Below are 25,953 nucleotides of genomic sequence, written 5' to 3'. Positions count from 1 at the left end.
GAGACGAAACCTCTTTAAGGCGCTGCCCAAGCACTTAAAGAGGTTTTTTTATTGAACATATAGAGGACGCAATCGAAAGGGGATTCCTAGTGAGTGAATTACTGGCAACATACGTATTAACACACCGAGAGGATGAACAAATTGACCGTAAAGCGGAGCAGATCGCACTTGGTTTAACAGTTGGATCATGGACGGATTTGCCGCAGCTCAAAAAGGAGCAGCTTAAAAAACATAAAGGCCGAGTAGAGAAAGTGACAGAAAAGGTTGCATCAGCTGAAAATCGCCTGTATCAATCAGAGGTAACAATTGCTTATCCTGAGGCTAACTTTTCAGCAGACTTACCAGCCGTTTTAACAACGATATTTGGAAAGCTTTCACTAGATGGGAAAGTAAAGCTTGTCGATATAGAATTTTCGAATAGGTTTAAAAGAAAGCTGCCTGGACCGGTATTTGGAATAGAGGGGATACGAAAGAAATTAGATGTGTTTGATCGGCCGTTATTGATGAGTATTTTTAAAGGCGTGATCGGCCGTGATATGGCGGAATTAAAAGAGCAGCTCCGTTTACAGGCATTAGGCGGTGTTGACTTCATCAAAGATGATGAAATTTTATTTGAAAGTCCATTAGCCCCTTTTGAAGAACGAATCAAAGAAGGAAAAAAGATATTAAAAGAAACATATGAAGAGACAGGGCACCGAACGCTGTACGCCGTTAATTTAACTGGCAGAACCTTTGATCTTAAAGGTCGAGCAAGGAAGGCCGCTGAACTTGGAGCAGATGCGCTTCTATTCAACGTCTTTGCCTACGGACTTGATGTCATGCAAAGCTTAGCTGAGGACCCAGACATTCAATTGCCTATTATGGCACATCCAGCAGTGAGTGGCGCGTTTACATCATCTCCTGAATATGGGTTCTCACATTCGCTTCTTTTAGGTACATTAAATCGATATGCTGGCGCTGATTTGAGCCTTTTTCCATCTCCTTATGGATCGGTCGCACTTCCGAAAACAGATGCCCTTGGTATCTATGAAGCTTGCGTAAAAGAGGATACGGTTCAAAAAACGTTCCCTGTCCCATCAGCAGGCATTCACCCTGGTATGGTTCCAGTATTGATCAAAGATTTTGGATTCGATCATGTGATTAACGCAGGTGGAGGAATTCACGGACATCCGCGGGGAGCCATCGGCGGAGGGAAAGCATTTCGATCCATTATTGATGCGGTGATAAATGAAGAGCCCATCCAAGAAAAGGCATCATCTTGCCAAGACTTAAAAGCAGCACTTGATCTTTGGGGAAGGGTAGCAGAATAAATGAAAAAACCAATTGTATGTTGTGATTTTGATGGAACGATTACGAAAAATGATAATATTATTCGCATCATGAAGCAGTTTGCACCAAGTGAATGGACGAAGCTGAAGGATGGTGTCCTGTCAAAAGAGATCACGATTCAAGAAGGCGTCGGACAGATGTTTCAATTACTAACGAGTGATCAGAAGGAAGCCATTCAGTCGTTTATTTTAGAAGATACAGAGATTCGAGATGGATTCGAACAATTTGTTGATGATGTAAAAAAAGCAGACATTCCTTTCTATGTGTTAAGCGGCGGTATGGACTTTTTTGTCTATCCCATACTCGAAGGCATTGTAGATCCAGCCGATATTTATTGCAATCATGCGTCATTTAAAGAAGATCATATTCAGATTGAATGGCCGCATGACTGCGATTCAGAATGTCAAAATGGCTGTGGCTGCTGCAAGCCCTCGATCATTCGAGAGCTGACTCATGAAAATGACTTCATTATCATGATCGGAGATTCAGTGACCGATATTGAGGCAGCAAAACATGCGGATCTCACGTTTGCGCGTGACTATTTGCTGAATGAGTGTAAAGAGCTCGGGCTCGTACATAAGGAGTATGAAACATTTATCGATTTAAAAGCGCAATTTGTTCAAATAAAGGAAGTGAAGGAATGGCTGACGCAAAGAGTAAACGATGGCAGGAGCTAGCAGACGTCAAACGTGAATTGGCACAAAGAGACTGGTTTTACGGAACAAGCGGCAATTTATCTATTAAGGTGTCGGATGATCCAATCACATTTTTGGTGACGGCAAGCGGCAAAGATAAACGAAAAGAAACGGACGAAGATTTTGTTTTAGTGGATGCAGCAGGTCAGCCTGATGATCCAAATCAACCGCTCAGACCATCGGCCGAAACACTGCTTCACACATATGTGTATGAGCGGACGAAAGCAGGCTGCTGTCTCCATGTCCACACAATCGATAATAATGTCATTTCAGAGCTGTATGGGGATAAAGGAGAGGTTCGTTTTAAAGGCAACGAAATCATAAAAGCCCTTGGTTATTGGGAAGAGGATGCAGAAGCCATTCTTCCTATTATTGAAAACCCAGCCCATATTCCGCATCTTGCAGAACAATTTGCAGCGCACCTTACAGAAGAGACGGAATCAGGTGCTGTGCTCATTCGCAATCATGGCATCACTGTCTGGGGAAAAACAGCATTTGAAGCAAAACGAGTGTTAGAGGCTTATGAATTTTTATTTAGCTATCATTTAAAATTAACGCTTTATCAAAAGCAGCTTGTTAGATAAAAAGGAGGAAAAACACATGGCGACGATTTTTATTCATAATGAAGAGAACACATTACTTGAAAACGAACAAGAGGTAGCGGCATATTTAGAAAAACAAGGGGTCATTTATGAACATTGGGATATTGAAAAGCTGCCAAACCGGTTATCAGAAAAGTATGATTTAACAGATGAGGAAAAAGAAGAAATTTTGACCGTTTTCCAAAAGGAAATACAGAATATATCTGAACGAAGAGGGTACAAAGCGCAGGACGTGATTTCATTATCTGATGCGACACCAAATCTTGATGAGCTGCTCCAAAACTTTAAGCGTGAGCATCATCATACAGATGACGAAGTACGGTTTATTGTGAGTGGGCACGGAATCTTTGCCATTCAAGGCAAGGATGGCGTCTTTTTTGATGTGAGACTGAATCCAGGAGATTTAATTTCTGTGCCTCCGAATATCCGTCACTACTTTACACTGCAAGAGGATCGCCAAGTGGTCGCAGTTCGCATATTTGTCACAACTGAGGGCTGGGTGCCAATTTACGAAGAAGAAACGGTTTAATGAAAGGAGCTGATCCTTCCGCATAAGGCGGAAGATCAGCTTTTTTTTAGGAAAATAGACATGAAATGAGAAAGAAAATGGTTGATTTTGATCTTCTGCATAGGATAAAATTCTGTTTAATCAATGTGTCAGTCCTGCCCAAATTTGAAGTTTACCCCCAGATATGATTGAGTAAGAGGTCTTTAGGCTGTAAAAAATTAAATAAAATAAGCATATTTAATTTAATTTACAAATAAAGTATAATTTTGGTGTCGGATCATTTAGAACATAGACAGACGAATTCATTGCGGGAGCTGAGATCATGAATATTTATGTAAAGAAAGAACAATTGCTGATGTCCATTGATGAAAAGAGAAAACAAATGGTAGAAGTAGCTCAAGTGGAAGGGTACACAGGTGAGACGACAATTAAATATAGTCAAGAACTGGACAACCTGATGAATGAGTATCAGCATCTTCTTTTTCATGAAAAACAATCTGTTGCATCCCTTCATGATCTTGTGTCCCAAATGAGTCTCCTATCTGTGAACCGGCCCTCTTACTGACATGAAAAAACCGGTCTTGCATAAGCAAAACCGGCTGAACTCTTCAGCTATGCTGAGTGAGCGGAAGGAAGCATGATCATAACGGTTGTTCCTTTATTCACTTCGCTGTGAATATCAATTGTCCCGCCATACATCGAAATGATTCGTTTACACACGACAAGCCCAAGACCTGTGCCTTTTTCCTTCGACGTAATAAAGGGGAGGAAGATATGCTTTAGCATCTCTTCTGGTATGCCTTCACCCGTATCCTTCACTTTAATGATGACATGTTCTTTTTCAGCCTCAATCACAATCTTCAAATGACCGCCATTTGGCATCGCTTCTAAAGAGTTTTTCGCTACGTTTAATACGACTTGTTTAATGTGATCCTTCGTGCAATACACACCAACATCTTGAATCGTATTGATTTGCAAATCAACCTCGACATTATACAGGTTCGCCTCAGAGAAAACGATCGGCATGATCTCACTCACAATTTCTTTTACAGAATTATTCTGCCATTTTTCTGCAGTAGGTTTTCCTAACACAAGAAACTCACTGACTATTTGGTTAATCCGTTTAATTTCTTCCTCTATGACAGAAAAATAGAGCTGATCTTCTTCTGAATGATACTTCTTTTGCAAAAGCTGTATAAACCCGCTAATCCCTGTTAATGGATTGCGAATTTCGTGTGCTGTACTTGCCGCGAGTGTTCCAATTAATTCAATCTTTTGCGCCTCATTTTGATGACGCTCCTGCTGGGTTTGACGCCTTAAAATGATATATTGGACAAGTGTGAATAAAATATTTAATAAAATAAACGCACTGGATAGAGGAACCAGCGTAACGGACAGCACTTCACTAGTTGAAGCACGCTGCGGAAAAACCTCTAGCTTCCAGCTGTTTTCATCTAAATATGTAGATACGGTGCTGCCATTTTCTGATGCTGGCTGCGGCCCACTTGTAAACACAACATGTCCATTTTGATTCAGCATCTTAAAATGAAGATCTGGGTTCAATACATTCATGATATTTCTTAAATAGTCAATTTGAATGGCGGCGACTAAAACATTGGTGACTTCTTCGTTTTCATTCAAAACAGGGACACAAATGGAGAGAATCCGCTGTTTTGTAATTCTACTCACATAGTTATCTGTGATCACGGTCTGCTTGGTCACTTGAATGCGCTTAAAATAATCTCTGAATGAAAGGTTGATTTTTTCCTTTAACGGTGTGGTACTTGCTGTTACATTTCCTTTTTTGTCTAAAAGATACAGGCCTGAAAAACGAGGTTCTTGTTTATAGATTTTCTCTAGGATGTTTTGTACTTTTTTCGCCTCAAGCGGCTGGTCAAATCCCATGGCAAGGGAAGTTAATCTCGCTTCTGTTTCACTAATTAAATAATTCATTTGGTTTTTGTGAATATTTAACATAAGTGTAGCCGTTTGTTTGTTTTTTAAATCGATTTTTTCAGTTTCTTTTTCGTAGATAAAATAACTAATGATTAGGGTTGGAATCATCACCAAAATAAGGTACAGCCTGATCTTCTTCCAAAACCCTTTCAGTATACTCATCATTCATCGCTCCAACGTATTACCTAATAAACTTATTATAGCATTGAACCTATCTTTATTACGATGACTTGTATGATTTTTAAAAAATTAGGTGATTCGTTCTGGTCTCATTTTCATGCTAAAGATGGGTCAACATGTTGACATTTTACTTATTGTTTATTAATGTCACATTAGTGGGTTGCATTTCATAAAGGATGATAAAAAATGGAAAATCATAATGTTGAGAAATCTTTGAAATTATTTATTGTATTATCACGTGCTTATCGCTCAATCAATCATCACATGAACAAACATATTGTCAAGCACGGTCTGAATCCGACTGAATTTGCTGTACTAGAATTGCTGTATCATAAAGGTGATCAGCCGCTTCAGCAAATCGGTGATAAGATTTTACTCGCAAGCGGAAGCATCACGTATGTGGTCGATAAATTGGAGAAAAAAGAACTCCTCAGTCGTAAGGCTTGTGCAGAAGACCGCAGGGTGACATTTGCGCATATTACGGAACAAGGACGAGCTTTGCTTGATGACATCTTCCCAGATCATGCGAAAGAAATTCATGAGATGATCAGTGTGCTGAGTGAAGAAGAGAAGGATGCCTGCATCGATATGCTCAAACATGTGGGGCTGCGTGCAAAGCATTTATATGATCATAAAGAATAAACAAATAAAAAAGGAAGCCGCTGGTGGCTTCCTTTTTTATTTCGCTTTTCTCTCAATCGGTAAAATAAGTACTTCTACGCGTCTGTTTTTACTTCTGCCTTCCGCTGTATCGTTTGAGGCAATCGGTTTGAATTCACCGAAGCCTTTTGTGCTAAAGTTCTCTTGGTCTAGGTTGCTGTTCTCAAGTAGAATACTTAAAAAGTTTACAGCACGAATCGCGCTTAAATACCAGTTTGATTCAAATTCTGAATTTCTAATGGGGACATTATCTGTATGTCCGCTAATGACAATGTCACGAGCAGGGTTAATGACAAGCAGTTTTGAAATTTCTCTTGCTAACGGGACATCCTGCGGGCGGATAACCGCTCGGCCAGAATCAAAGAAGATGCTGTCTTCAATCGTAATGAGCAGACCTTCATCCGTAAGCTTTGTTTCGAGCTTGGAGCCAAGTTTTTTATTTGCAATGAATGAATCTACTTGTTTTTTGACCTTTGTCAGAACCGCTTGGTCTCGCGCTTTTGCTTTGGCTTCTTCATCATCATCTTCTGCTGATTTCTTAGTTTGATTGCTGTTTTCGGTTTCCTCAGTGCTTTGCATGCTGGATTGATCCATGACACCAGTGCCGCCAGTAAAAACAACATTAAAAGACTTGGCCATCTGTTCATATTTCGCAGCATCAATGGAACTAGATGCAAAGAGCACTATGAAGAGGGCGAGAAGAAGCGTAAGAAGATCGGCATAAGGGATGAGCCAAGATTCATCTACATGTTCATCGTCATCATGTTTTTTACGTTTCCTAGCCATTCTGTTTTTCTCCTTCTTCAATGACAAGATTTGCGCGTTCTTTCGCTGGTAAGTACATGAGCAGTTTTTGTTCAATGACTTTTGGAGATTGACCTTCAAGGACAGAAAGAATGCCTTCGATCATAATGAGACGAAGCTTTACTTCTTCCTTAGATTTACGCTTCAGCTTGTTCGCAAATGGATGCCATAACACATACCCGGTAAAAATCCCAAGCAGCGTGGCAACGAAGGCCGCACTGATTGCATGTCCAAGTGCTTCAATATCTCCCATGTTTGCAAGTGCGGCAATGAGTCCGACAACGGCGCCAAGTACACCAAGCGTCGGAGCGTATGTACCTGCTTGTGTAAAGATTAATGCGCCTGACTGATGTCTTTCAGACATGGCGTCAACTTCTTCTGTTAAGACGTCGCGAATAAATTCAGCACTTTGACCGTCAACCGCCATGCTTAAGCCGTTCTTTAGAAAATCATCATCGACTTCCTCAAGGCTAGCTTCTAATGCCAAAAGACCTTCACGACGAGCAATTTGAGCCCAGTTTGAAAAAAGAGGGATCATTTCTTGAATCGTTGGAAGCTTGTTATCTTTGAAAATTTTCCCGAACAATTTTGGTGTTTTCTTAATTTCACTAGATGGGAATGCGATGACAACAGCTGAAATCGTTCCAACAACAATAATCAATATAGCCGCCGGGTTGATAAGAGCGGTTAGACTCACACCTTTCAAAACCATACCGACACTCAGTGCAATAAATGCTAAAATAATACCAATTAACGATGTTTTGTCCATTATCTCACCAAATCCTTTAACTATCTTTTTCTATAGTTAATATCGGTGTGTTCTAGAAGGGTTTTAGTCAGAATATAAAATTAAGACAGTTTCTGTGAAGAAATTTTGAAGAAAGCGCTTTCCATTTGCCGTAAAAAAGAAACTCCCTTATAGATGTAGGGAGTTTCTTTTTTCATTTTGTGGTGTTTCATGTATAAGCAGCTCTTTTAATTTTTCTTCATATATGATTTTGATCAGATCGTAGTTCCAATTTATCATGTGATCCATGTGCTCCACCTCTTTTTCTTTTATCATAAAGGAAAAGAGGCGGGGGAGCGTCAGCGTTCAGTTGGAACTTAGCCACCAGCACATGATGGAGCTGCTCCTCCTTCTTAGGATGTACTTATCTTTTTTTCACAACGATTTCGTCGTGTTCAACATCGACTGTAAATCCAAAAAGGTGTTCTTCTTCAAGCAAAATCTCCGTCATTTGATCCTCGACGTGCTCTTGAATGGTTCTTCGTATTGGACGCGCACCAAATGCAGGATGATATCCGAGCTCCGCGATTTTTTCTTTCGCTTCGTTTGTGACGTGGACCGTTAAATTTTGCTCTTTTAACTGCTCTGACAGTTCATTGATCAGAAGATCAACAATTTTCACTAGATCGTCTTTGTCTAATGAGTCAAATTGAATGATGCTGTCAAAACGGTTCAAGAATTCTGGTTTGAAATAGATGCTGAGTGAATCAATCAGTGATTGTTCCTCAATTGCTTCTTCCTGATCAGACTGAAAGCCGACTTTAACCGTTTTATCTGTGCTGCCTGCGTTACTTGTCATAATGATGACCGTGTCTTTAAAGCTGACGGTTCTGCCTTGGCTGTCTGTTAACCGGCCATCTTCCATGATTTGAAGGAACATGTGCTGGACATCAGGATGTGCTTTTTCGATTTCATCCAGCAAAATGATGCTATATGGTTTTCTGCGAACCTTTTCAGTAAGCTGGCCAGCTTCATCATGTCCAACGTAACCAGGAGGAGAACCGATGATTTTGGACACGGAGTGTTTCTCCATATACTCACTCATATCTAAACGAATGATCGCATCTTTTGAGCCAAATAATTCTTCGGCTAACGTTTTAGACAATTCGGTTTTCCCCACACCTGTTGGCCCAACAAAAAGGAAGGAGCCAGTCGGTCTATGTTTCGATTTTAAGCCAGCTCTGCTTCTTTTCACGGCCTTCGCTACTTTTTCCACGGCATGTTCTTGACCGATCACTCGTGCTTTTAAGCGAACGTCAATTTCTTTCATTTTTGTTTGTTCGTCTGCTTGCAGTTTGCCAACAGGGATGCCTGTTTTTTGTTCCACAATGCCCTGAATATCCTCTGCTGTGACGACATGTTCTTTGTGATCTGTTTGGTTTTGGAGTCTTGCTTCAATCGCTTCTTCTTCATCTCGAAGCTTCGCTGCTTTTTCATATTGTTCTTCTTTTAAAGCAGCTTGTTTTTCAGCGGCGATTTGCGCAAGACGGTTTGTCAGTTCATCTTCACTTGCTACATCAAGAGAGAGGTTCGCTTTTGAACCAGCTTCGTCCATTAAATCAATGGCTTTATCCGGCAATTGACGCTCTTGAATATACCGTGAAGATAATTGAACGCACGCTTTAATGGCTTCATCAGAATAGGTGACACCATGATAGGCTTCATACTTATCTTGAATGCCTTTTAAGATGTCGATCGCTTCATTCTGTGTTGGCTCATCCACGATGACGGGCTGGAAGCGACGTTCAAGTGCGGCGTCTTTTTCAATTTGGCGATACTCTTTTAATGTGGTCGCACCTACTAGCTGCAGCTCGCCTCTTGCAAGGGCTGGTTTTAAGATGTTCCCAGCATCCATTGATCCTTCGGCAGACCCTGCGCCTACAAGAAGATGGATTTCATCTACAAATAAGATGATATTTTTACGACTTTGCAATTCTTTGATTAACTGCTTCATTCGTTCCTCAAATTGACCACGTACCCCTGTGTTCGCCACAAGTGAGGAAACATCTAATAAATAGATTTGTTTGTTCTTTAATTTATTTGGTACATCGCCACTCGCAATTTTTAATGCAAGTCCTTCGGCGATCGCTGTTTTACCAACACCTGGTTCACCAATCAGAACAGGGTTGTTTTTATTTCTTCTATTTAAAATCTCAATGACTCTTGCGACTTCTTCATCACGGCCAATGACTGGATCAATCAAACCAGCATTTGCGCCATCAGTTAAGTTCCGGCCAAGTTCATCGAGTAAGCCCTTTTGTTTAGGCTGCTCTCCGCTTGGGGCATGTCCTGTTGGCTCGGAGAAGAATGAACTTCCTCCGAACGATTGAGGTCCCATTTTCATTTTTGACTGCTCCATCAAAGAGCTGTAGCAGTCTTCACATAAAACCATTTGGCTGCGGGACGAATTCACTTGCATATTCAGGCGAATAGTTGCTTCATTTACTTGACAATGTTGACAACGCATTTGCCATGACCTCCTCAAATAAAGTTTGACTTTATTTGACCAATGAATGTTAAATAAAATGGTCTATTGTTTGACCATCTTTGACTATAGTATACTCTGACCTATTTTGACTTTCAACTGTTTTGCTCAAAGCCGGATGAAAAATCCTTTTTTGCATTTAATCATGGTTTGTCCTTCTTTTCAAGGAACTTGTCTCATAGGATAAAAAAGAGACAATCGAAAGTGATGGGTGCGGAGGGGTCACATGAAACGTTCAAATGAATCCGCTTTTCAGCTTGCCTTTGTATATGTAGGAACTGTAGTTGGAGCTGGGTTTGCGACAGGAAAAGAAATCGTAGAATTTTTTGTTCGTTTTGGCTGGATTGGGTTGCTGGGAATTCTGATTAGCGGAGCTATTTTCACTCTACTTGGCGCAAAATTGATGCTTATTTCTAAACGAATTGAAGCAGAGTCTTATCAAGATATGAATCGTTTTTTATTTGGAGCAGCTGCGAGTCGATATATTAATGTCGTCATGTTTTTTATTTTACTTGGTGTCACCTCAGTGATGCTTTCTGGCGCAGGGGCTATTTTTGAGGAGCAGCTTGGTATATCGAAGGAATATGGGATTTTTATGACGATCATTCTGAGCGTCATTGTGCTTTTTAAAGGATCAAAAGGATTATTTGGTGTCAACGTACTCGTTGTTCCGATGCTTATTTTCTTTTCATTGATCGTGTTTCTTGATTCATTTGTTTTTAGCAGCAGTGAAAGTTATGTTCTTGCGCTGCAAATGGGAGAGGGCGAATGGATGTTGTCTGCCGTTTCATATGGTGCCTTTAATTTAGCGCTGTCTCAAGCTGTGTTAGTGCCGGTCGCAAATGAAATGACATCAGAAGCTGTGATTAAAAAGGGAGCGGTCTTTGGGGGCATCATGCTCACACTTATTCTGCTTGCTTGCTTTTTATCTCTTTCTTCATTAGACATGCTGGAGGCGTATGATATTCCAATGGCCCAAGTGGTGTATCAAGTAGCAAACTCTATTCATCTCATTTATTTATTCGTGATCTTCGGTGAAGTCTTTACATCCGTCATAGGCAATTTATATGGGCTGGAAAGACAAGTGAGGGCATATATCCGAATGAAAAGCATCTATACGATATCTCTTATCCTCCTATGCTGTTATGTGATCAGTAAAATTGGATACGGTACACTGATTTCAACGGTTTACCCTATTTTCGGTTATGTCAGTATCTTTTTTATCCTCTTTCTTTGTCTGAAAAAAGTGCCTAAATCGTTTAATAGGTAAAGAAGGGATAGCCTGCATGAATAATATGTGGTACACTATCCTCTGTGAAAATTGAACAAAAATCCGTGAAAACGGGAGAGGTTCTAGCAAAACCCTCTATAAAAAACTAAGGACTTGCCGTATCCTTGGATGTGGCACTTTTTATTTTTTATGGCTAGGACACCTCATATACATGTGAAGGTGTCTTTTCTTTTGAGAAAATAGGGGGTTTCATGAGCCTTTCAGATGCAGCTAGTACGGTTGTACTCATCTGCAAAAGGAGGAGAACAGGAATTGAAAAATGAAAAAGCAGTCGTTGTTTTTAGCGGGGGACAGGACAGTACGACATGTTTATTATGGGCACTTCAACAATTTGAAGAGGTAGAAACCGTAACCTTTCATTATAATCAGCGCCATCAAGAAGAAATTGATGTAGCCAAAAGAATCGCTGACAAGTTAGGCGTGAAGAATCATCTATTAGATATGTCTCTTTTGAATCAGCTGGCACCAAATGCTTTAACAAGAGATGACATAGACATTGTGGAAAAAGAAGGAGAGCTGCCTTCCACGTTTGTTCCAGGGAGAAACTTAGTCTTCTTATCCTTTGCCTCTATTCTTGCGTATCAAATCGGAGCAAGACATATTATCACAGGTGTTTGTGAGACAGACTTTAGCGGCTACCCAGATTGCCGAGATGAGTTTGTGAAATCTTGCAACGTCACAGTGAATTTGGCGATGGAAAAACCATTTGTCATCCATACACCACTAATGTGGCTCAATAAAGCAGAAACATGGAAGCTTGCCGATGAGCTGGATGCGCTAGACTTTGTGAAAAATGAAACGCTCACTTGCTACAATGGCATCATTTCTGATGGCTGCGGGGAATGTCCCGCTTGTAAGCTTCGGAAAAACGGCTATGACACTTATATGAAAATGAAGGAGGCGAAATAAATGCTTTCTCAAATCTATCCACAAACGAATCACCCATTTTCATTTGAATTGAACAAAGATATGCATCTATCTGCAGCACATTTCATCCCAAGAGAAGATGCCGGTGCATGCAGCCGCATACATGGTCATACGTATACGATTAATATCACGATTGCAGGAGACAATCTGGATGAATCAGGTTTTCTTGTCAATTTCAGTACGCTGAAAAAGCTCATTCATGGGCAGTACGACCACACGCTGCTTAACGACCATGAAGAATTTTCATCAAACGATCCATACGCCATGCCAACCACTGAGGTTGTCGCAAAGACCGTACATGACAAAGTAGCGGCATACTTATCGACTTTAGCGAACAGACCGACATGTGTTCAGGTCTTTGTCAGGGAGACACCAACAAGCTATTGCATTTACCGGCCGAAACGAGTTGAGCTCAATGGCTAAAGCGATTCCTGTATTAGAAATCTTTGGTCCAACCATCCAAGGAGAAGGAATGGTCATTGGACAAAAAACAATGTTTGTCAGAACGGCTGGCTGTGACTACTCTTGCAGCTGGTGTGATTCATCATTTACATGGGATGGGTCAGCTAAGCAGGATATTCAGTGGCTTCAAGCAGAAGATATTGTGAAAGAGCTGAAAAGAATAGGTGGACAGGCTTTCTCTCATGTCACCATTTCAGGAGGGAATCCTGCGTTATTAAAACAAATGGAATCACTCATTGATTTGCTGCATGAAGAAGGGATCGATACAGCGCTTGAAACACAAGGAACGATGTATCAGGATTGGTTTTTAAAAATTGATGATTTAACCATTTCTCCAAAGCCGCCAAGCTCGAATATGAAAACAGATTTTACGAAACTGACACGTATTATAGATGAATTGAAAAATGGAAACAGATTGCAGCATGCAAGCCTAAAGGTCGTGATTTTTGATGATCGTGATTTAGCCTATGCGAAGGATGTTCATGCGAAATACCCAGAGCTTCCTTTTTACTTGCAGGTAGGAAATGATGACACGACGACAGCTGACGACGCTTCCTTATTGACGCATTTATTAAAGAAATATGAAGCGCTTATAGATCAAGTGGCGCAAGATCCAGACTTGAATCGAGTGAGAGTCTTGCCGCAGCTGCACACGTTATTGTGGGGAAATAAACGAGGCGTATAGAAAGGAAGAGACAAGATGACGACAAGAAAACCAGAAGAATTAGAAGGTGTCACTTTATTAGGAAACCAAGGGACCAATTATTTGTTTGAATATGCACCACAAGTGCTTGAAACGTTCCCAAATAAACATCCAAATAGAGACTATTTCGTAAAATTCAATTGCCCAGAGTTTACATCACTTTGTCCGCAAACAGGGCAGCCGGATTTTGCGACGATTTATATCAGCTATATTCCAAATGAAATCATGGTTGAGAGTAAATCGTTAAAATTATATTTGTTCAGCTTCCGTAACCATGGTGACTTCCATGAGGATTGTATGAATATCATCATGAACGATCTGATTGAATTGATGGACCCAAGGTATATTGAAGTATGGGGCAAATTCACACCAAGAGGCGGTATTTCGATTGACCCGTATACAAACTACGGAAAACCTGGAACTAAGTATGAAGAAATGGCATCGTATCGTATGATGAATCATGATATGTATCCAGAAACGATTGATAATCGCTAATAAATAGGAAAAGACATGCCGGATGACATGTCTTTTTTTATGGCGGAAATATAAGGCTCAAACCATAAAAAAAGAGAAGAGTCATGTCACTCTTCTCATACCAATAGGAATAGAACTTGCTAGGACGGCTGGGGGCTACCAGCTCGTAAAATCATTATACATGACAGAACGTATGTTTGTAAAGGCGAATCGTGCTTTTTTGCTTATCACGTTTGCTTTGAGATAAAATAGGGGCAATGAGTGGAAAACGGAGGCGTTTGTGTTGGAAAACAAAGAAGAGCAAACAGAGAAGCTGCTGATGGAGCTAAGAGAAGAGCTTCAGATGCTTGAACATCAAAACAAAGAACGATATAAATGGAGTGCGTCCACATTGCTTGGGGTGATTGCACTTTTAATTGATAAAGGCGTTATGACACCTGAGGAAGTAGAGATGTACAAAACCAAGGCAGAAATGCAAACCTTTCATACGCAAAAAGACTGACCTCCCTTCAAAAGGTGTCAGTCTTTTTCATATGTGATTGTCAAAAGAGAGCAAAGCTGTCTGACAGCTTTGCTTCGTATATATTTATGTAATGATAGTCTGAATTGAGGATTGCAAATTAATGTACGGAGTCTTTGATGATTTTATAGTTTTTATGATTAACGACTGTTAGTGAATCCAGTTCTAAATCTCTATAGTTGTCCATGATGGTGACATCCACAATGACAGAGTTTTCATTCACTTTTTCAACTACACCTGTTAAACCATTTCTAAATTCGATCACATTTCCAATTTTTGCAATCTTCAACCGATCCCTCTCCTTTAAAAACAGATTTCATTCCCTATTAAAAAGTATTTTGCAATATTTTCATACCAATGTAAAGGATAAAGACGTTTTTGTTTCGTTTTCGTTGTACGCTTTTCAAACGAATGGTATATTTAATATTTGATCATGGCAGAAAAGGAGCGGTTTTTTTGACTGAAGAACAAATCCTCACAATACTTGAATCATTACGGAATGGGACGGAGAAGCAAGTGACCATTCAAAAAGATGATTTTTTAACTTTTCGTTCTATTTTGGTAAAGCAAGATGATTTTAAATATTTTCGCGGAATGGCCAAACATCGTGGAGATGTTATTTTTGAATATCTTAAAGAAGCAAGAAGCTAAAGCTTTTTCTCACTAATGAGAGAAAGCTTTTTTATTTTGGCTCTTTTGTCATACTTCAAATCAGCCTGATACATATGAAAAGAAAATGTAATAACCCATAATCAGGAGCATAAGGATGATTATAGGCTAAAAAGGGGCTTTTTTAAGCGCTAACATTTCCAGTTCATGCGCATTTCAACTAGGACATGCCATTTAATGACGGAATTTGGACAGGCATGCAAATCTTTGTGCGTGAAAATAGAAGAAGCTCTTGTTAGAGTGGACAAGTATCTTACGGCCTACTTTGATTAAAGGAGGAATGAGGCGAATGATTAAAATTCATACAGCTCTTTTTGCCATCCTTATGCTGGTAGCAGCAATGAAGATGGACAATATACAAGAGCAGCAAGGCACATTAAGTCACGAACTTTCACAAGCACCTGTTAAGCATCAGCTTTCATATATAGATCAAGATGATCATCATAAGGTAATCCCAGCATTTTCAGAGGGGAAGCGTCAGCCGAAAGTCAAAATGCTAAGCACGTCAACAGAAGAAAAGGCTTCAAAACCGAAGCAAAAAAAACAAGTGAAGTCTGAAACGACGAAAGAGGCAAACTCCAAAAAACAAACGCGTTATTCTAATGAAGAAATGGACTTGCTTTCTCGATTGGTACATGCTGAAGCGAAAGGTGAATCTTACGCAGGGAAAAAAGCTGTAGCAAGCGTCGTCTTAAACAGGGTAGAGCATAGCTCTTTTCCTGACAGCGTCAGAGCGGTTATTTATCAGCGAAATGCCTTCCAGCCAGTATCGAATGGAAGCATCAATGATAAGGCAGATCAAGATTCCGTTAAGGCTGTGAAGCAGGTTGTGAAAGAACATGACAGAACGACAAAGGCCATTTATTTTTATAATCCAAAAACGGCGACAGATAACTGGATTCGTTCCCGTAAAATTGTAGAACGAATCGGCCGTCACGTATTTGCCGTCTAAAGAAAAGCAGCGATCAACAGGTCGCTTTTTTTTTGTCTTCAATTTTAAAAATATTTTCAGGACTTGTCTCATAGAATGTGAAAAGAATTTGCTTTTAGACAAGGGGAGGCTACATGAATCGATTTGTAAAAGGGGTCATTCTGCTATCTGTCGCAGCTTTCATTGCGGAGTGTATAGAGTTCTTAGTCAATATGATTTTAGCGAGAGAGCTTGGAGAACATGGGATGGGTCTCTACATGAGTATCCTTCCAATCATCATGCTTGTACTTGTGATCGCTAGCCTAGAGCTTCCAGTCTCCATTTCTAAATTCATTGCAGAGTCGCATGAGCGGCTTCACAAAAGTATGCTCCGCCATGCCTTTAAAATGACGCTTGTGGTGACATGTACAACCACGGGAGCAGCAGCGATTGTACTGCCTTTCATTCCTGTGTTTCAGTCGTATCATCCGCTCATGAAAGGCTTAGTGCTGTCTCTTATTCCGATTATTGCGTTTACCTCTATTGCACGCGGTTATTTTATGGGAAAGCAGCAAATGGGCAGAATCGCCCTAGCAAATATGCTGAAAAAAACGATCCAGCTCATCTGCTTGTTTTTATTTTTCCATTGGTATTCCTTTGATATTGAAACAGCGGTGCTCATCGCCATTGGGGTCATTGTTGCGAGTGATCTTGTCGTCTTTATTTATTTATACTCCCAATACGTCATGGCGAAAAATGCTGTGAATGTGAGGTCTGTTGAACTAAGAGGGAGTGACGTGAGAAAGCGCCTGTTGGCTGTTTCGATTCCAACAACTGGGATGCGCATCTTTCATGCCATCGCCAATGCCGTTGAACCTTTTTTAATCAAAGGAGCCCTCGTTGCAGCAGGTATCTCTGGAACACTAGCTGTTGATCATTATGGAATGCTTGCTGGTGTAGCCATGTCGATCGGTTTCTTCCCAGCGTTTATCGCCCATTCGATCATGATTGTGATGATTCCGAATGTATCTGAAGCCTATGCTTTAGGGCAGTATGATCTCGTGAAAAAACGTGTCAGGCAAGCGATTCTCATTACGTTTGGGTATGGGGTGCCGGCAGTGATGGTGATGTATTATTTCGCTTATCCGCTCACGCAGCTCTTTTTTGATTCACCACAAGCTGCCGTCTATCTGCAGCTGCTCTGGCCGTACTTTTTATGCCACCTGTTTGTGATGCCATTTCAAGCGTGTTTAATCGGTATGGGGCTGATTAAAGACGTGTTCCTACATAATATATGGGTGCATGTCGTCTCATTTTCTATGGTATATTTCCTCGGGTCAATTGAAAGCCTGAACATGATGGGCGTTATATTAGGAATGAACACGGGTATGCTGCTGCTGACTGCGCTGCATTATGCCACCATTTGTAAGGAGCTTGGCGTTTCGATGTTTCTTAGAATGAAAAAAGCTTGAATGTCATCTTTATCGAGAGGGCAAGCTATAAGAAAACTGGGAAGGAAGATCTTGATGAAACGTAAATATCTACCCGCCAGTCTTCTGATGATGACCCTTCTTCTATTTCTGATGAATACAGAGGCAGAAGCGAAAGAACCTGTTATGGCGCCGAGGATAGAGGTTCCTACATTAACTGGTGAAACGCAAATCGTTCCGCCGAAAGGAAAACGAACAATCCTGCATTTTTGGACAACATGGTGCCCTTCCTGCAAAATAGAGCTGCCAGCCTTTGAACAGATCGTGAAAGAAAATCAAAGTGATGTCGACATTCTGACCGTTAATTTACTAGGTGCTGAACAAAGTAAAAACGCTGTCGCCCAATTTGTGAAAGACAGAAAGTTTACATTCCCGATCGTTCTTGATGAGCACGGAGAAATGATGAAGAAATATCAAATCATCACGATCCCGACCACCTTTTTTATTAATGAAAAAGGAGAAGTGGTGAAAAATCATGTAGGTCCACTGACGAAAAAACAAATCAAAGAGTGGACGAATTCGTAAAACAAATGTTTTCTGTGAAGAACCAAAGGTCATTCCGTTGGTTCTTTTTTAGTGTTCAATTGCTTTTCATCTGAATAAACTGTGCTCAGAAGAGGAAGGAATGATCTGCATCAATAATGATAATTATTATCAAGAAGAAATTATAATAATTATTAATTGAAAATTGATCAGAACCTGTTATAATGAGTTACAGACCTATAAAAAGCTTGAAATACCAGAAATTATAGATGAAAAACGGAACGGGCAACGATTGGTGATGTGAAAATCATTATCAATTAGAGAGGAGAAAACAATCATGAATGAGAATACAGCACTTTATCAAACGACAAAACAAAAGGAATCGAAATGGTCCTTTCACAAATGGACACAGCACGGAGAATTAATGGCAGCAGGGATCTCGGGAATTCTCATCTTGATTGGGTGGGTTCTAAAGGATGAAAGCATGTGGAGTATCCCTCTTTTCATCCTTGCTTTTGTTATTGGAGGTTTTGCAAAGGCGAAAGAAGGGATCGAAGAAACCATTTCGTCTAAGACACTGAATGTAGAACTTTTAATGATTTTCGCAGCGATAGGCTCAGCTATTATTGGATATTGGGCAGAGGGTGCCATCTTAATTTTTATTTTTTCATTGAGCGGTGCGCTTGAAACGTATACGTCAAATAAAAGCAAGAAAGATTTAACAGCTTTAATGAGTATCGCACCAGATGAAGCGACTTTAATTGAAGACGATGGCACAACCATTCAAATCGCTGCTTCATCATTAACACCGGGCGACCGTATTATGATCAAAGCTGGCGAGCGTATTGCAGCAGATGGTGTGATCCTGAGCGGGAGAACAAGTGTGGACGAATCTGCACTCACTGGTGAATCGGTTCCTCAGGAAAAAGGGCAAGGGGAAGACGTGTTTGCAGGAACTGTGAACTTAAATGGTTCTTTAACAGTAGAAGTAACGAAATATAATGAAGAGACGCTTTTTCATAAAATTATTAAGCTTGTTGAATCCGCTCAAGAAAGTGTTTCGCCAAGCCAAGCATTCATTGAAAAATTTGAAGGTGCATATGTAAAAGGTGTGTTAATCACCGTCGCTATTTTAATGTTTCTGCCTCATTTTGTACTCGGCTGGAGCATGAGTGAAACCTTTTACCGGGCGATGGTGTTTATGGTGGTTGCTTCACCTTGTGCGCTTGTTGCATCCATTATGCCAGCCGCTCTTTCACTTATCTCAAACGGCGCAAGAAACGGGATGCTTGTAAAAGGAAGCGTCTTTTTAGAAAAATTAGGCACAAGCACCATGATCGCTTTTGATAAAACGGGGACGATTACAAGCGGGAAGCCAGCTGTAGAAAAGGTTGTGCTGGCTGAAGGACAAGAGAAAGCTGCTTTTTATCAGGCGCTTTATCAAATTGAAAGTCAATCAAACCACCCATTAGCAAAAGCGATCTCTGATATGGCAAAAGAGCACCAAGTAGAAAGATCAGCACACGTCACCATTGAAGAAACCTCGGGCTTTGGTGTAAAAGCACAATGGAATGGAGCAACGTGGCGCATAGGGAAGAAAGATTTTGCCGGCAAGGCTCCTATGGACCGAGAGATTGAAGAGACGGGTGATCTTCTTTCTGAAAAAGGATATACAGTGGTGTATGTTCAAAAGGATGAAGAAGTCGTTGGCTGCCTTGGCCTTAAGGATCAAATTAGACCTGAAGCTAAAAAAATGATTCAAGAGCTGAATGATTTAGGCATTCAAACGGTCATGCTCACAGGAGATCAACCAAAAACGGCTGAAGCCATTGCGCAGGAAGCTGGCATCCAAACAGTTGTCGCTGAGTGTCTTCCAGATGAAAAGGTACATGAGGTCAATCAACTTAAAAAACAAGGTAACTCGATCATCATGGTAGGAGACGGAATAAATGATGCACCGGCACTCGCCACAGCAGATGTTGGCGTTGCGATGGGCGGGGGCACTGACGTTGCCTTAGAAACAGCGGATCTCATTTTAATGAAGAACAATTTAAATAACCTAACAAAGATGATCCGCCTTTCAAGAAAGATGAATAGAATCATTAAGCAAAACATCATTTTCTCATTAACGGTGATTTGTCTGTTAATTTGTGCGAATTTCTTACAAGTGCTTGATTTGCCTTTTGGCGTCATCGGGCATGAAGGAAGTACGATTTTGGTCATTTTAAATGGACTGCGACTGCTTCGTGCATCTTAAGCAAATGATCATAGCGCACTTGGCTTCATGCCAGTGCGCTTTTGTGCGAAATACAGCAAAAACTGATACAATAGATCAGTAGTAAAACGTGTGAGGAGGATCACGATGAACCGAATGAAGAGCTTGTCTTCTTGGCTAAAGAAAAAAGACATTCAAGGTGCATTTATACATACAAAGGAAAATGTGTTTTATCTATCTGGATACTTCACAGAGCCGCACGAAAGAGTGATGGGGCTGTTTGTGTTTCAAGAGGCAGATCCATTTTTTATTTTGCCTAAGATGGAAGTGGAGCAGGCGAAGAATGCTGGATGGTCAGGCGATATCATTGGTTATGAAGACCATGAGAACCCATTTGATTTCATTCAGTCAGCAGTAGAAAAACGAGGTGTACGAGCGGCTCGACTTGCGATTGAAAAAGAGTCGATTCCGCTTCAAAGAGCAGAGCAGCTCCAAGCTGCCACTGGGGCGGAAACTTTCGTCAGGGCAGAAGAAGAGCTCAATCAGTTAAGACTGATTAAAGATGAATCTGAAATTGCTACAATGAAAAAAGCCGCTCAATTGGCAGATGAAGGGGTAAAAATTGGGGTGAACGCCTTAAAAGAAGGAATCACCGAAACTGAAGTGCTCGCTGTCATTGAATATGAGTTAAAGAAAAAAGGCATTCAAGGCATGTCCTTTTCGACGATGGTTCTCTTTGGCGAAAAATCAGGCGAGCCCCACGGAAATCCAGGGCAGGCAGCCTTAAAAAAAGGCGATTTTGTGTTATTTGACCTTGGTGTGATTGTCGATGGGTATTGTTCAGACATTACAAGAACATTCATCTATCAAGAAGCTTCTGACAAGCAAAAAGACATCTACCAAACCGTCTTGAACGCAGAAATGGCAGCACTTGAAATGAGCCAGCCAGGCGTGAGAATTGGGGACTTGGACTTAAAAGCACGAGGGCTGATCACAGAAGCGGGATATGGGGAGTACTTCCCGCACCGTCTTGGGCATGGTCTAGGGGTGTCTGTTCATGAGTTTCCTTCTATGAGCCAGGCAAATGACGACCTTCTCCAAGAAGGCATGGTCTATACGATCGAGCCAGGTATTTATGTCCCAGGAGTCGGCGGCGTGAGAATTGAAGATGATGTACTGATCACAGCAGATGGTCCAGTCACCTTAACCAATTATCCAAAAGAGCTGACGATCATCAAGTAATGAAAAAAATCACGATGAACGTCCATGCGTTGGAAGTATCATCGTGATTTTTTGTCACTCTTTTCGATCCTTGTCAACAAAAAAATCATCAATTGATTGAAACGGTTTGATTTTATGTTCTTTTCCTAAAGGATGTAGTGCAAAGCGAGCAGAAAACAAAACAGCCATACATAATATAATCCATATGATAATACCCATCTTGAATTCCCCTTTCCATCCAGTGATTTGTTCAGCTCACATACATCTTAAAGTATGAAACGCTTACCATATCAAGAGAAAGTAGGAGAAAAAATGTCAAATATAAGGGAGATTGCGAAAAAAGCGGGCGTATCTGTGACAACCGTATCACGTGTGATGAATGATCATCCTTATGTCAAAGAAGAAAAACGAGAGCGTGTGCTGCATGCGATGAAAGAGCTCAAATATACGAGAAACATTCAGGCTGTGCATTTAGCAAAGGGCTACTCTAATATGTTCGGAATCGTTCTTCCAACGATTGATCACTCCTATTTCAGCGGACTTGTCACAGGCATTGCCGAGAAAGCACAGGCACGCGGCCTGCACTTTGCCTTGTTTCAAACGGGGTATGATCCAATAAAGGAAAAAGAAGCTTTGATGAGCTTAAAGGAGCGGCGTGTGGACGGTTTAATCTTTTGCTCAAATGCGCTAAGTGATCGAGACATCTTAAAGTGGCAGGAATCCGGCCCCATTATTTTTTGTCATCCTACACCACATGATGACTGTTCAGCGGTGTCGATTGCACATGATCAAGCATTGAAAGAAGGGCTTCATCATTTAGCGGCATGCGGGCACGAGCGAATTGCGATCGTTCTTGCCAGAACAGAAGGAGCGAATAGCCAAACGCGCCTTCAAGCTTATCAAGATATGATGCAATCGCTTGGGCAGGACATTGATGAGGAATGGATCATTGAAGGGAAGTTAACACTTTTTGATGGGAAGCAATTATTTACAGAATGGCAGGGGATGAAAAATCGTCCCACAGCATTACTGATCACAAATGACGACGTGTCAGCAGGCTTTTTATTAGAAGCGCAGCGTCACCATATAAAAGTAGGGGAATCACCCGCCATACTCGGCTTTCAAAACGAACAATTGAGTGAGGCTTTAGGGATTTCCAGCATTGAAATTCCACTCAAACAAATGGGGCAGGAAGCATTTGACTTGTACGACCGGGCGTTAAAGGGAGAAGCACCAGAAAAACGAGTGCTGTCATTTCGCCTCATAGAGCGAACAACCACCGTTTTGAAAAACAATCGTTGACGCACGTTTCATCTGTTTTGTACGATAAGAGGGATTGAATAAGAAGGAGGTGGGGATGTTCATGGAATCCTTCACCGTTGATAAAGCGTTAAATAATAATGTCATCATCGCAAGACACCCTTCTTTGGGCGAAGTGGTTCTGATTGGAAAAGGGATCGGCTTCGGAAAAAAATCGGGTGATGTTCTCGATCAAGCGGCATTTGAAAAGATGTTTGTGTTAAAAAACACGAAGGAACAAACAGAATATAAACAGCTGCTTCATCACATTGATGAGAACATGATCGAGCTTGCCAATGACGTCATTTATCATATACGAGAAAAAATGGGACATCGCTTGAATGAGCATATTCATATTGCACTGACCGATCATATAGCCTTTAGTTTTAAGCGGGTGCAGCAAGGTTATGATATTACCAATCCTTTTATGCTTGAGACACAATCGCTGTACCCGAAAGAATACGAGGTCGCAAAGGAAGTCGTTGAACTGATTAACGAGCGGCCAGATATTGAAACAAAGCTGCCAGAAGGAGAGATTGGTTTTATTGCGCTCCATATTCATTCGGCTTTAACGAACCGGCCCTTATCTGAGGTGAACCGTCATTCGCAGCTCATCACGCAGATGGTCCAAGTCATAGAAGATTCCTTTCATATGAAAGTAGACAGAGAAAGTATTCATTATTTACGCTTATTGCGCCATATTACGTTTTCGATTGAGCGTATTAAACGGGAAGAATCATTAGAGGAACCAGAAAAGTTGCTTCATCTATTGAAAAATGAATATCCTTTATGCTACAATACTGCTTGGAAAATGATCAAAATTTTGCAGCATGCATTGAAAAAGCCTGTACATGATGCAGAAGCTGTCTACCTGACGCTTCACCTGTACAGATTGACTAATAAAATTTCATAGTTTCCTTGAAACGTGTAACTGATTCGATCAGGCATGAGTGACTTAAGGTAAATACAGGATAAGATCCTGTTATTTGCGCAACCTTATATCACCATGCCTTTTTTTTGTGTTTGAAAGTGAAATGTAAACGGTTAATTATGAAATGTACGTCAGGGAGCAACCCAAATGTATGTTGTAAGCGAAAACAAAAGGAGGTTCAACCAGTGTTTAAATCACTTTTTGGTGTGTTGCAAAAAATTGGACGAGCACTTATGCTTCCAGTTGCGATCCTTCCTGCTGCTGGTATTTTACTAGCACTTGGAAATGCGATGCAAAATCCGCAGCTGATTGATGTAGCTCAATTTTTAAGCAATGATACAATTCAGCTTGTTGCAAGTGTCATGGAAAATGCAGGGAACATCGTCTTCTCTAATCTTCCGCTCTTATTTGCTGTAGGGGTTGCGATCGGTCTTGCCAATGGAGACGGAGTGGCAGGAATTGCCGCGATCATCGGTTATCTTGTCATGAACGTTACGATGAGTGCCGTCTTAATGGCTAACGGATCGATTCCGTCAGATTCTATCAAATTGGCCCAGTTCTTTAAGGAAAGCCATCCAGCGTATATTAATATGCTCGGCATTCCGACCTTGTCTACCGGCGTTTTTGGCGGGATCATTGTCGGGGTATTAGCAGCTTATATGTATAATAAATTTTACAAAATTGAGCTCCCGCAATATCTCGGTTTCTTTGCTGGTAAACGATTTGTTCCAATCGTCACATCCATTTCAGCACTTATTTTAGGGCTTTTGATGCTAGTCATTTGGCCGCCAATCCAAGGTGCACTGAACTCGTTTTCAACAGGACTGCTTGCAGCGAATGAGCCGCTTGCTGCCTTTGTATTCGGTGTGATTGAACGCTCACTTATCCCGTTTGGTCTGCACCACATTTTCTACTCACCATTCTGGTATGAGTTCTTTAGCTATAAGAGCTTATCAGGAGAGCTTGTCCGTGGTGACCAGCGTATCTTCATGGCACAAATCAAAGATGGTGTTCAGCTGACAGCCGGAACATTCATGACAGGGAAATATCCGTTCATGATGTTTGGACTTCCAGCAGCAGCACTTGCGATTTACCATGAAGCAAAACCTAAGAATAAAAAGCTTGTAGCTGGAATTATGGGTTCAGCAGCACTGACTTCTTTCTTAACAGGGATTACAGAACCGCTTGAATTCTCATTCTTGTTCGTTGCACCATTATTATTTGCAATCCACTGTGTATTTGCTGGATTATCCTTTATGATAATGGATATTCTAAACGTGAAAATCGGTATGACCTTCTCAGGAGGGTTAATCGACTTCTTCTTATTCGGTATTTTGCCAAACAGAACGGCTTGGTGGCTTGTGATTCCAGTAGGTCTCGTGCTTGCTGTCATTTATTACTTCGGATTTAGATTCGCAATTCGTAAATTTAATCTGAAAACGCCAGGCCGCGAGGATGAAGCAGCAGATGGTGCAAGCGGGGCTAAGGCTGGAAAAGCCGATGACTTGCCGTATGAAATCCTTGAAGCAATGGGTGACCAAGAAAACATTAAACACCTAGATGCTTGTATTACGCGTTTGCGTGTCACAGTAAATGATCAGAAGAAAGTGGACAAAGACCGCTTGAAAAAGCTTGGCGCTTCAGGTGTCCTCGAAGTAGGGAACAACATCCAGGCAATCTTTGGACCGCGCTCTGATAATTTAAAAACACAAATGCAAGACATCATTGCAGGCCGCACGCCGCGTCCAGCTAAAGACCCTTCTGCAAAAGAAGAAGTCAGCCAGCAGGTCGAAGAAGTCATTGCAAAACCGCTTCAAAACGAGCAAGGGGAAGAAATCTTTGCTTCACCAATTACAGGGGAGCTTCATCCGATTACAGATGTACCAGATCAAGTATTCTCAGGGAAAATGATGGGTGACGGTTTCGCCATCTTGCCAAAAGATGGAACGGTGGTTTCACCGGTGAAAGGGAGAATTCTAAATGTTTTCCCAACGAAACACGCAATCGGCCTGCAATCTGATGGTGGACTTGAAATTTTGATCCACTTCGGTATTGATACGGTCAGCCTCAAAGGAGAAGGATTTGAAGCATTTGTACAAGAGGGAGATCAAGTAGAAATCGGTCAAAAACTCTTAGAGGTTGATATTGATAAAATTAAGTCAGAAGTACCATCTTTGATGACACCAATTGTATTTACAAACTTAGGTGAAGGACAATTTATTGACCTTCAAGAATCCGACGAGATCAAAGCTGGTCAAGAAAACATCATGAAAATTTCAAAATAATTTTCATAACTGCCGTTCTTGTTAGATGACAAGCTCGGCAGTATGATATAATATTGTGGATGTATTA

Annotated in this window: 27 protein-coding genes and 1 riboswitch; of the genes, 21 read left to right on the top strand and 6 right to left on the bottom strand. The window is 41.0% G+C overall.

Features of this window, described 5'->3' with window-relative positions; translation table 11 throughout:
* The first annotated feature begins 89 nt into the window (after window positions 1-89).
* The 5 genes from mtnW to R0K30_RS05435 all read left to right on the top strand — a co-directional run bounded on the left by mtnW (window position 90) and on the right by R0K30_RS05435 (window position 3,699).
* Entirely contained in the window at window positions 90-1,310 is a 1,221-nt protein-coding gene (mtnW, locus tag R0K30_RS05455; RefSeq protein ID WP_410609509.1) for a 2,3-diketo-5-methylthiopentyl-1-phosphate enolase, read from the top strand.
* Window positions 1,311-2,006 (top strand): 2-hydroxy-3-keto-5-methylthiopentenyl-1-phosphate phosphatase, encoded by a 696-nt coding sequence (locus R0K30_RS05450; protein ID WP_099727442.1) that lies wholly within the window; start codon window positions 1,311-1,313, stop codon window positions 2,004-2,006.
* Window positions 1,970-2,608 carry a methylthioribulose 1-phosphate dehydratase gene (locus tag R0K30_RS05445; protein WP_099727441.1) on the top strand — a complete coding sequence of 213 codons (639 nt, stop codon included), beginning with the start codon at window positions 1,970-1,972 and terminating at the stop codon, window positions 2,606-2,608. Before R0K30_RS05450 ends, R0K30_RS05445 begins: the two co-directional genes overlap by 37 nt.
* Window positions 2,609-2,624: 16 nt before the next feature.
* Complete coding sequence (locus R0K30_RS05440; protein ID WP_099727440.1) at window positions 2,625-3,155, top strand: 1,2-dihydroxy-3-keto-5-methylthiopentene dioxygenase; 531 nt, start codon at window positions 2,625-2,627, stop codon at window positions 3,153-3,155.
* Window positions 3,156-3,456: 301 nt separating this feature from the next.
* Window positions 3,457-3,699 (top strand): Spo0E family sporulation regulatory protein-aspartic acid phosphatase, encoded by a 243-nt coding sequence (locus R0K30_RS05435; RefSeq protein WP_410609505.1) that lies wholly within the window; start codon window positions 3,457-3,459, stop codon window positions 3,697-3,699.
* A 47-nt stretch (window positions 3,700-3,746) separates the two neighbouring features.
* Here R0K30_RS05435 and kinD read toward each other — a convergent pair whose 3' ends face one another.
* Window positions 3,747-5,252: a sporulation kinase KinD gene (kinD, locus tag R0K30_RS05430; RefSeq protein WP_230031149.1), complete on the bottom strand. Its 1,506-nt coding sequence runs from the start codon at window positions 5,250-5,252 to the stop codon at window positions 3,747-3,749.
* Between the two features lie 204 nt (window positions 5,253-5,456).
* Between kinD and mhqR the strand changes: the two genes are divergently transcribed.
* A complete protein-coding gene (gene mhqR / locus R0K30_RS05425; protein ID WP_003211701.1) occupies window positions 5,457-5,912 on the top strand; it encodes a MarR family transcriptional regulator MhqR in 456 nt (151 codons plus the stop codon).
* A 36-nt stretch (window positions 5,913-5,948) separates the two neighbouring features.
* On the opposite strand, the gene motB is transcribed toward mhqR, so the two are convergent.
* From motB to R0K30_RS05410, 3 genes are all read right to left on the bottom strand, one after another.
* Window positions 5,949-6,716, bottom strand: a complete 768-nt coding sequence (gene motB / locus R0K30_RS05420; protein WP_099728697.1) for a flagellar motor protein MotB — start codon at window positions 6,714-6,716, stop codon at window positions 5,949-5,951.
* Window positions 6,709-7,503, bottom strand: a complete 795-nt coding sequence (gene motA / locus R0K30_RS05415) for a flagellar motor stator protein MotA (RefSeq protein WP_099728696.1) — start codon at window positions 7,501-7,503, stop codon at window positions 6,709-6,711. The genes motB and motA overlap by 8 nt, the downstream gene beginning before the upstream one ends.
* A 382-nt stretch (window positions 7,504-7,885) precedes the next feature.
* Window positions 7,886-9,988: an ATP-dependent Clp protease ATP-binding subunit gene (locus R0K30_RS05410; RefSeq protein WP_410609502.1), complete on the bottom strand. Its 2,103-nt coding sequence runs from the start codon at window positions 9,986-9,988 to the stop codon at window positions 7,886-7,888.
* 244 nt (window positions 9,989-10,232) lie between these two features.
* Between R0K30_RS05410 and R0K30_RS05405 the strand changes: the two genes are divergently transcribed.
* The 6 genes from R0K30_RS05405 (at window position 10,233) to R0K30_RS05380 (ending at window position 14,365) form a co-directional block, all read left to right on the top strand.
* Window positions 10,233-11,276 (top strand): YkvI family membrane protein, encoded by a 1,044-nt coding sequence (locus R0K30_RS05405; RefSeq protein ID WP_230031152.1) that lies wholly within the window; start codon window positions 10,233-10,235, stop codon window positions 11,274-11,276.
* Window positions 11,277-11,347: 71 nt separating this feature from the next.
* Window positions 11,348-11,392: riboswitch (PreQ1 riboswitch) on the top strand.
* A gap of 157 nt (window positions 11,393-11,549) precedes the next feature.
* The gene (queC, locus tag R0K30_RS05400) at window positions 11,550-12,206 is read left to right on the top strand and encodes a 7-cyano-7-deazaguanine synthase QueC (protein WP_230031153.1); all 657 of its coding nucleotides are present in this window, start codon (window positions 11,550-11,552) and stop codon (window positions 12,204-12,206) included.
* Window positions 12,207-12,647, top strand: a complete 441-nt coding sequence (queD, locus tag R0K30_RS05395; RefSeq protein ID WP_099728692.1) for a 6-carboxytetrahydropterin synthase QueD — start codon at window positions 12,207-12,209, stop codon at window positions 12,645-12,647.
* Window positions 12,640-13,371 (top strand): 7-carboxy-7-deazaguanine synthase QueE, encoded by a 732-nt coding sequence (gene queE, locus R0K30_RS05390; RefSeq protein WP_327925519.1) that lies wholly within the window; start codon window positions 12,640-12,642, stop codon window positions 13,369-13,371. The genes queD and queE overlap by 8 nt, the downstream gene beginning before the upstream one ends.
* A gap of 15 nt (window positions 13,372-13,386) precedes the next feature.
* Entirely contained in the window at window positions 13,387-13,884 is a 498-nt protein-coding gene (gene queF, locus R0K30_RS05385; protein ID WP_034324938.1) for a preQ(1) synthase, read from the top strand.
* Window positions 13,885-14,146: 262 nt separating this feature from the next.
* Window positions 14,147-14,365, top strand: coding sequence for a hypothetical protein (locus R0K30_RS05380; protein ID WP_268254823.1), 219 nt, complete (start codon window positions 14,147-14,149; stop codon window positions 14,363-14,365).
* A 118-nt stretch (window positions 14,366-14,483) separates the two neighbouring features.
* On the opposite strand, the gene R0K30_RS05375 is transcribed toward R0K30_RS05380, so the two are convergent.
* Window positions 14,484-14,672, bottom strand: a complete 189-nt coding sequence (locus tag R0K30_RS05375) for a YkvS family protein (RefSeq protein ID WP_003211747.1) — start codon at window positions 14,670-14,672, stop codon at window positions 14,484-14,486.
* A 167-nt stretch (window positions 14,673-14,839) separates the two neighbouring features.
* Between R0K30_RS05375 and R0K30_RS05370 the strand changes: the two genes are divergently transcribed.
* From R0K30_RS05370 to R0K30_RS05345, 6 genes are all read left to right on the top strand, one after another.
* The gene (locus R0K30_RS05370) at window positions 14,840-15,034 is read left to right on the top strand and encodes a hypothetical protein (protein ID WP_099728689.1); all 195 of its coding nucleotides are present in this window, start codon (window positions 14,840-14,842) and stop codon (window positions 15,032-15,034) included.
* Between the two features lie 307 nt (window positions 15,035-15,341).
* On the top strand, window positions 15,342-16,004 hold the full coding sequence (locus R0K30_RS05365; RefSeq protein WP_410609498.1) for a cell wall hydrolase: 663 nt from the start codon (window positions 15,342-15,344) through the stop codon (window positions 16,002-16,004).
* A gap of 113 nt (window positions 16,005-16,117) precedes the next feature.
* Window positions 16,118-17,434 (top strand): polysaccharide biosynthesis protein, encoded by a 1,317-nt coding sequence (locus R0K30_RS05360; protein WP_099728687.1) that lies wholly within the window; start codon window positions 16,118-16,120, stop codon window positions 17,432-17,434.
* Window positions 17,435-17,488: 54 nt separating this feature from the next.
* Entirely contained in the window at window positions 17,489-17,977 is a 489-nt protein-coding gene (gene stoA, locus R0K30_RS05355; RefSeq protein ID WP_367307705.1) for an endospore biogenesis thiol-disulfide oxidoreductase StoA, read from the top strand.
* A gap of 295 nt (window positions 17,978-18,272) precedes the next feature.
* A complete protein-coding gene (locus R0K30_RS05350; protein ID WP_410609495.1) occupies window positions 18,273-20,192 on the top strand; it encodes a heavy metal translocating P-type ATPase in 1,920 nt (639 codons plus the stop codon).
* 105 nt (window positions 20,193-20,297) lie between these two features.
* Window positions 20,298-21,392: a M24 family metallopeptidase gene (locus R0K30_RS05345; protein ID WP_410609493.1), complete on the top strand. Its 1,095-nt coding sequence runs from the start codon at window positions 20,298-20,300 to the stop codon at window positions 21,390-21,392.
* Window positions 21,393-21,446: 54 nt separating this feature from the next.
* On the opposite strand, the gene R0K30_RS05340 is transcribed toward R0K30_RS05345, so the two are convergent.
* Window positions 21,447-21,590 carry a hypothetical protein gene (locus tag R0K30_RS05340; RefSeq protein ID WP_180275569.1) on the bottom strand — a complete coding sequence of 48 codons (144 nt, stop codon included), beginning with the start codon at window positions 21,588-21,590 and terminating at the stop codon, window positions 21,447-21,449.
* Window positions 21,591-21,683: 93 nt separating this feature from the next.
* On the opposite strand from R0K30_RS05340, the gene R0K30_RS05335 reads away from it, so the two are divergent.
* From R0K30_RS05335 to ptsG, 3 genes are all read left to right on the top strand, one after another.
* Window positions 21,684-22,673, top strand: a complete 990-nt coding sequence (locus R0K30_RS05335) for a LacI family DNA-binding transcriptional regulator (RefSeq protein ID WP_230031160.1) — start codon at window positions 21,684-21,686, stop codon at window positions 22,671-22,673.
* Window positions 22,674-22,728: 55 nt separating this feature from the next.
* A complete protein-coding gene (gene glcT, locus R0K30_RS05330; protein ID WP_099728682.1) occupies window positions 22,729-23,583 on the top strand; it encodes a glucose PTS transporter transcription antiterminator GlcT in 855 nt (284 codons plus the stop codon).
* Window positions 23,584-23,786: 203 nt separating this feature from the next.
* Complete coding sequence (gene ptsG, locus R0K30_RS05325) at window positions 23,787-25,886, top strand: glucose-specific PTS transporter subunit IIBC (RefSeq protein ID WP_410609490.1); 2,100 nt, start codon at window positions 23,787-23,789, stop codon at window positions 25,884-25,886.
* The last annotated feature ends 67 nt before the right edge of the window (window positions 25,887-25,953 follow it).

This window comes from Bacillus sp. SIMBA_154, assembly GCF_046536015.1.
Lineage (GTDB): Bacteria > Bacillota > Bacilli > Bacillales > Bacillaceae > Bacillus > Bacillus pumilus_P.
The sequence above is the reverse complement of the archived record's forward strand: the minus strand, read 5'-3'. Positions and strand labels throughout refer to the sequence as shown.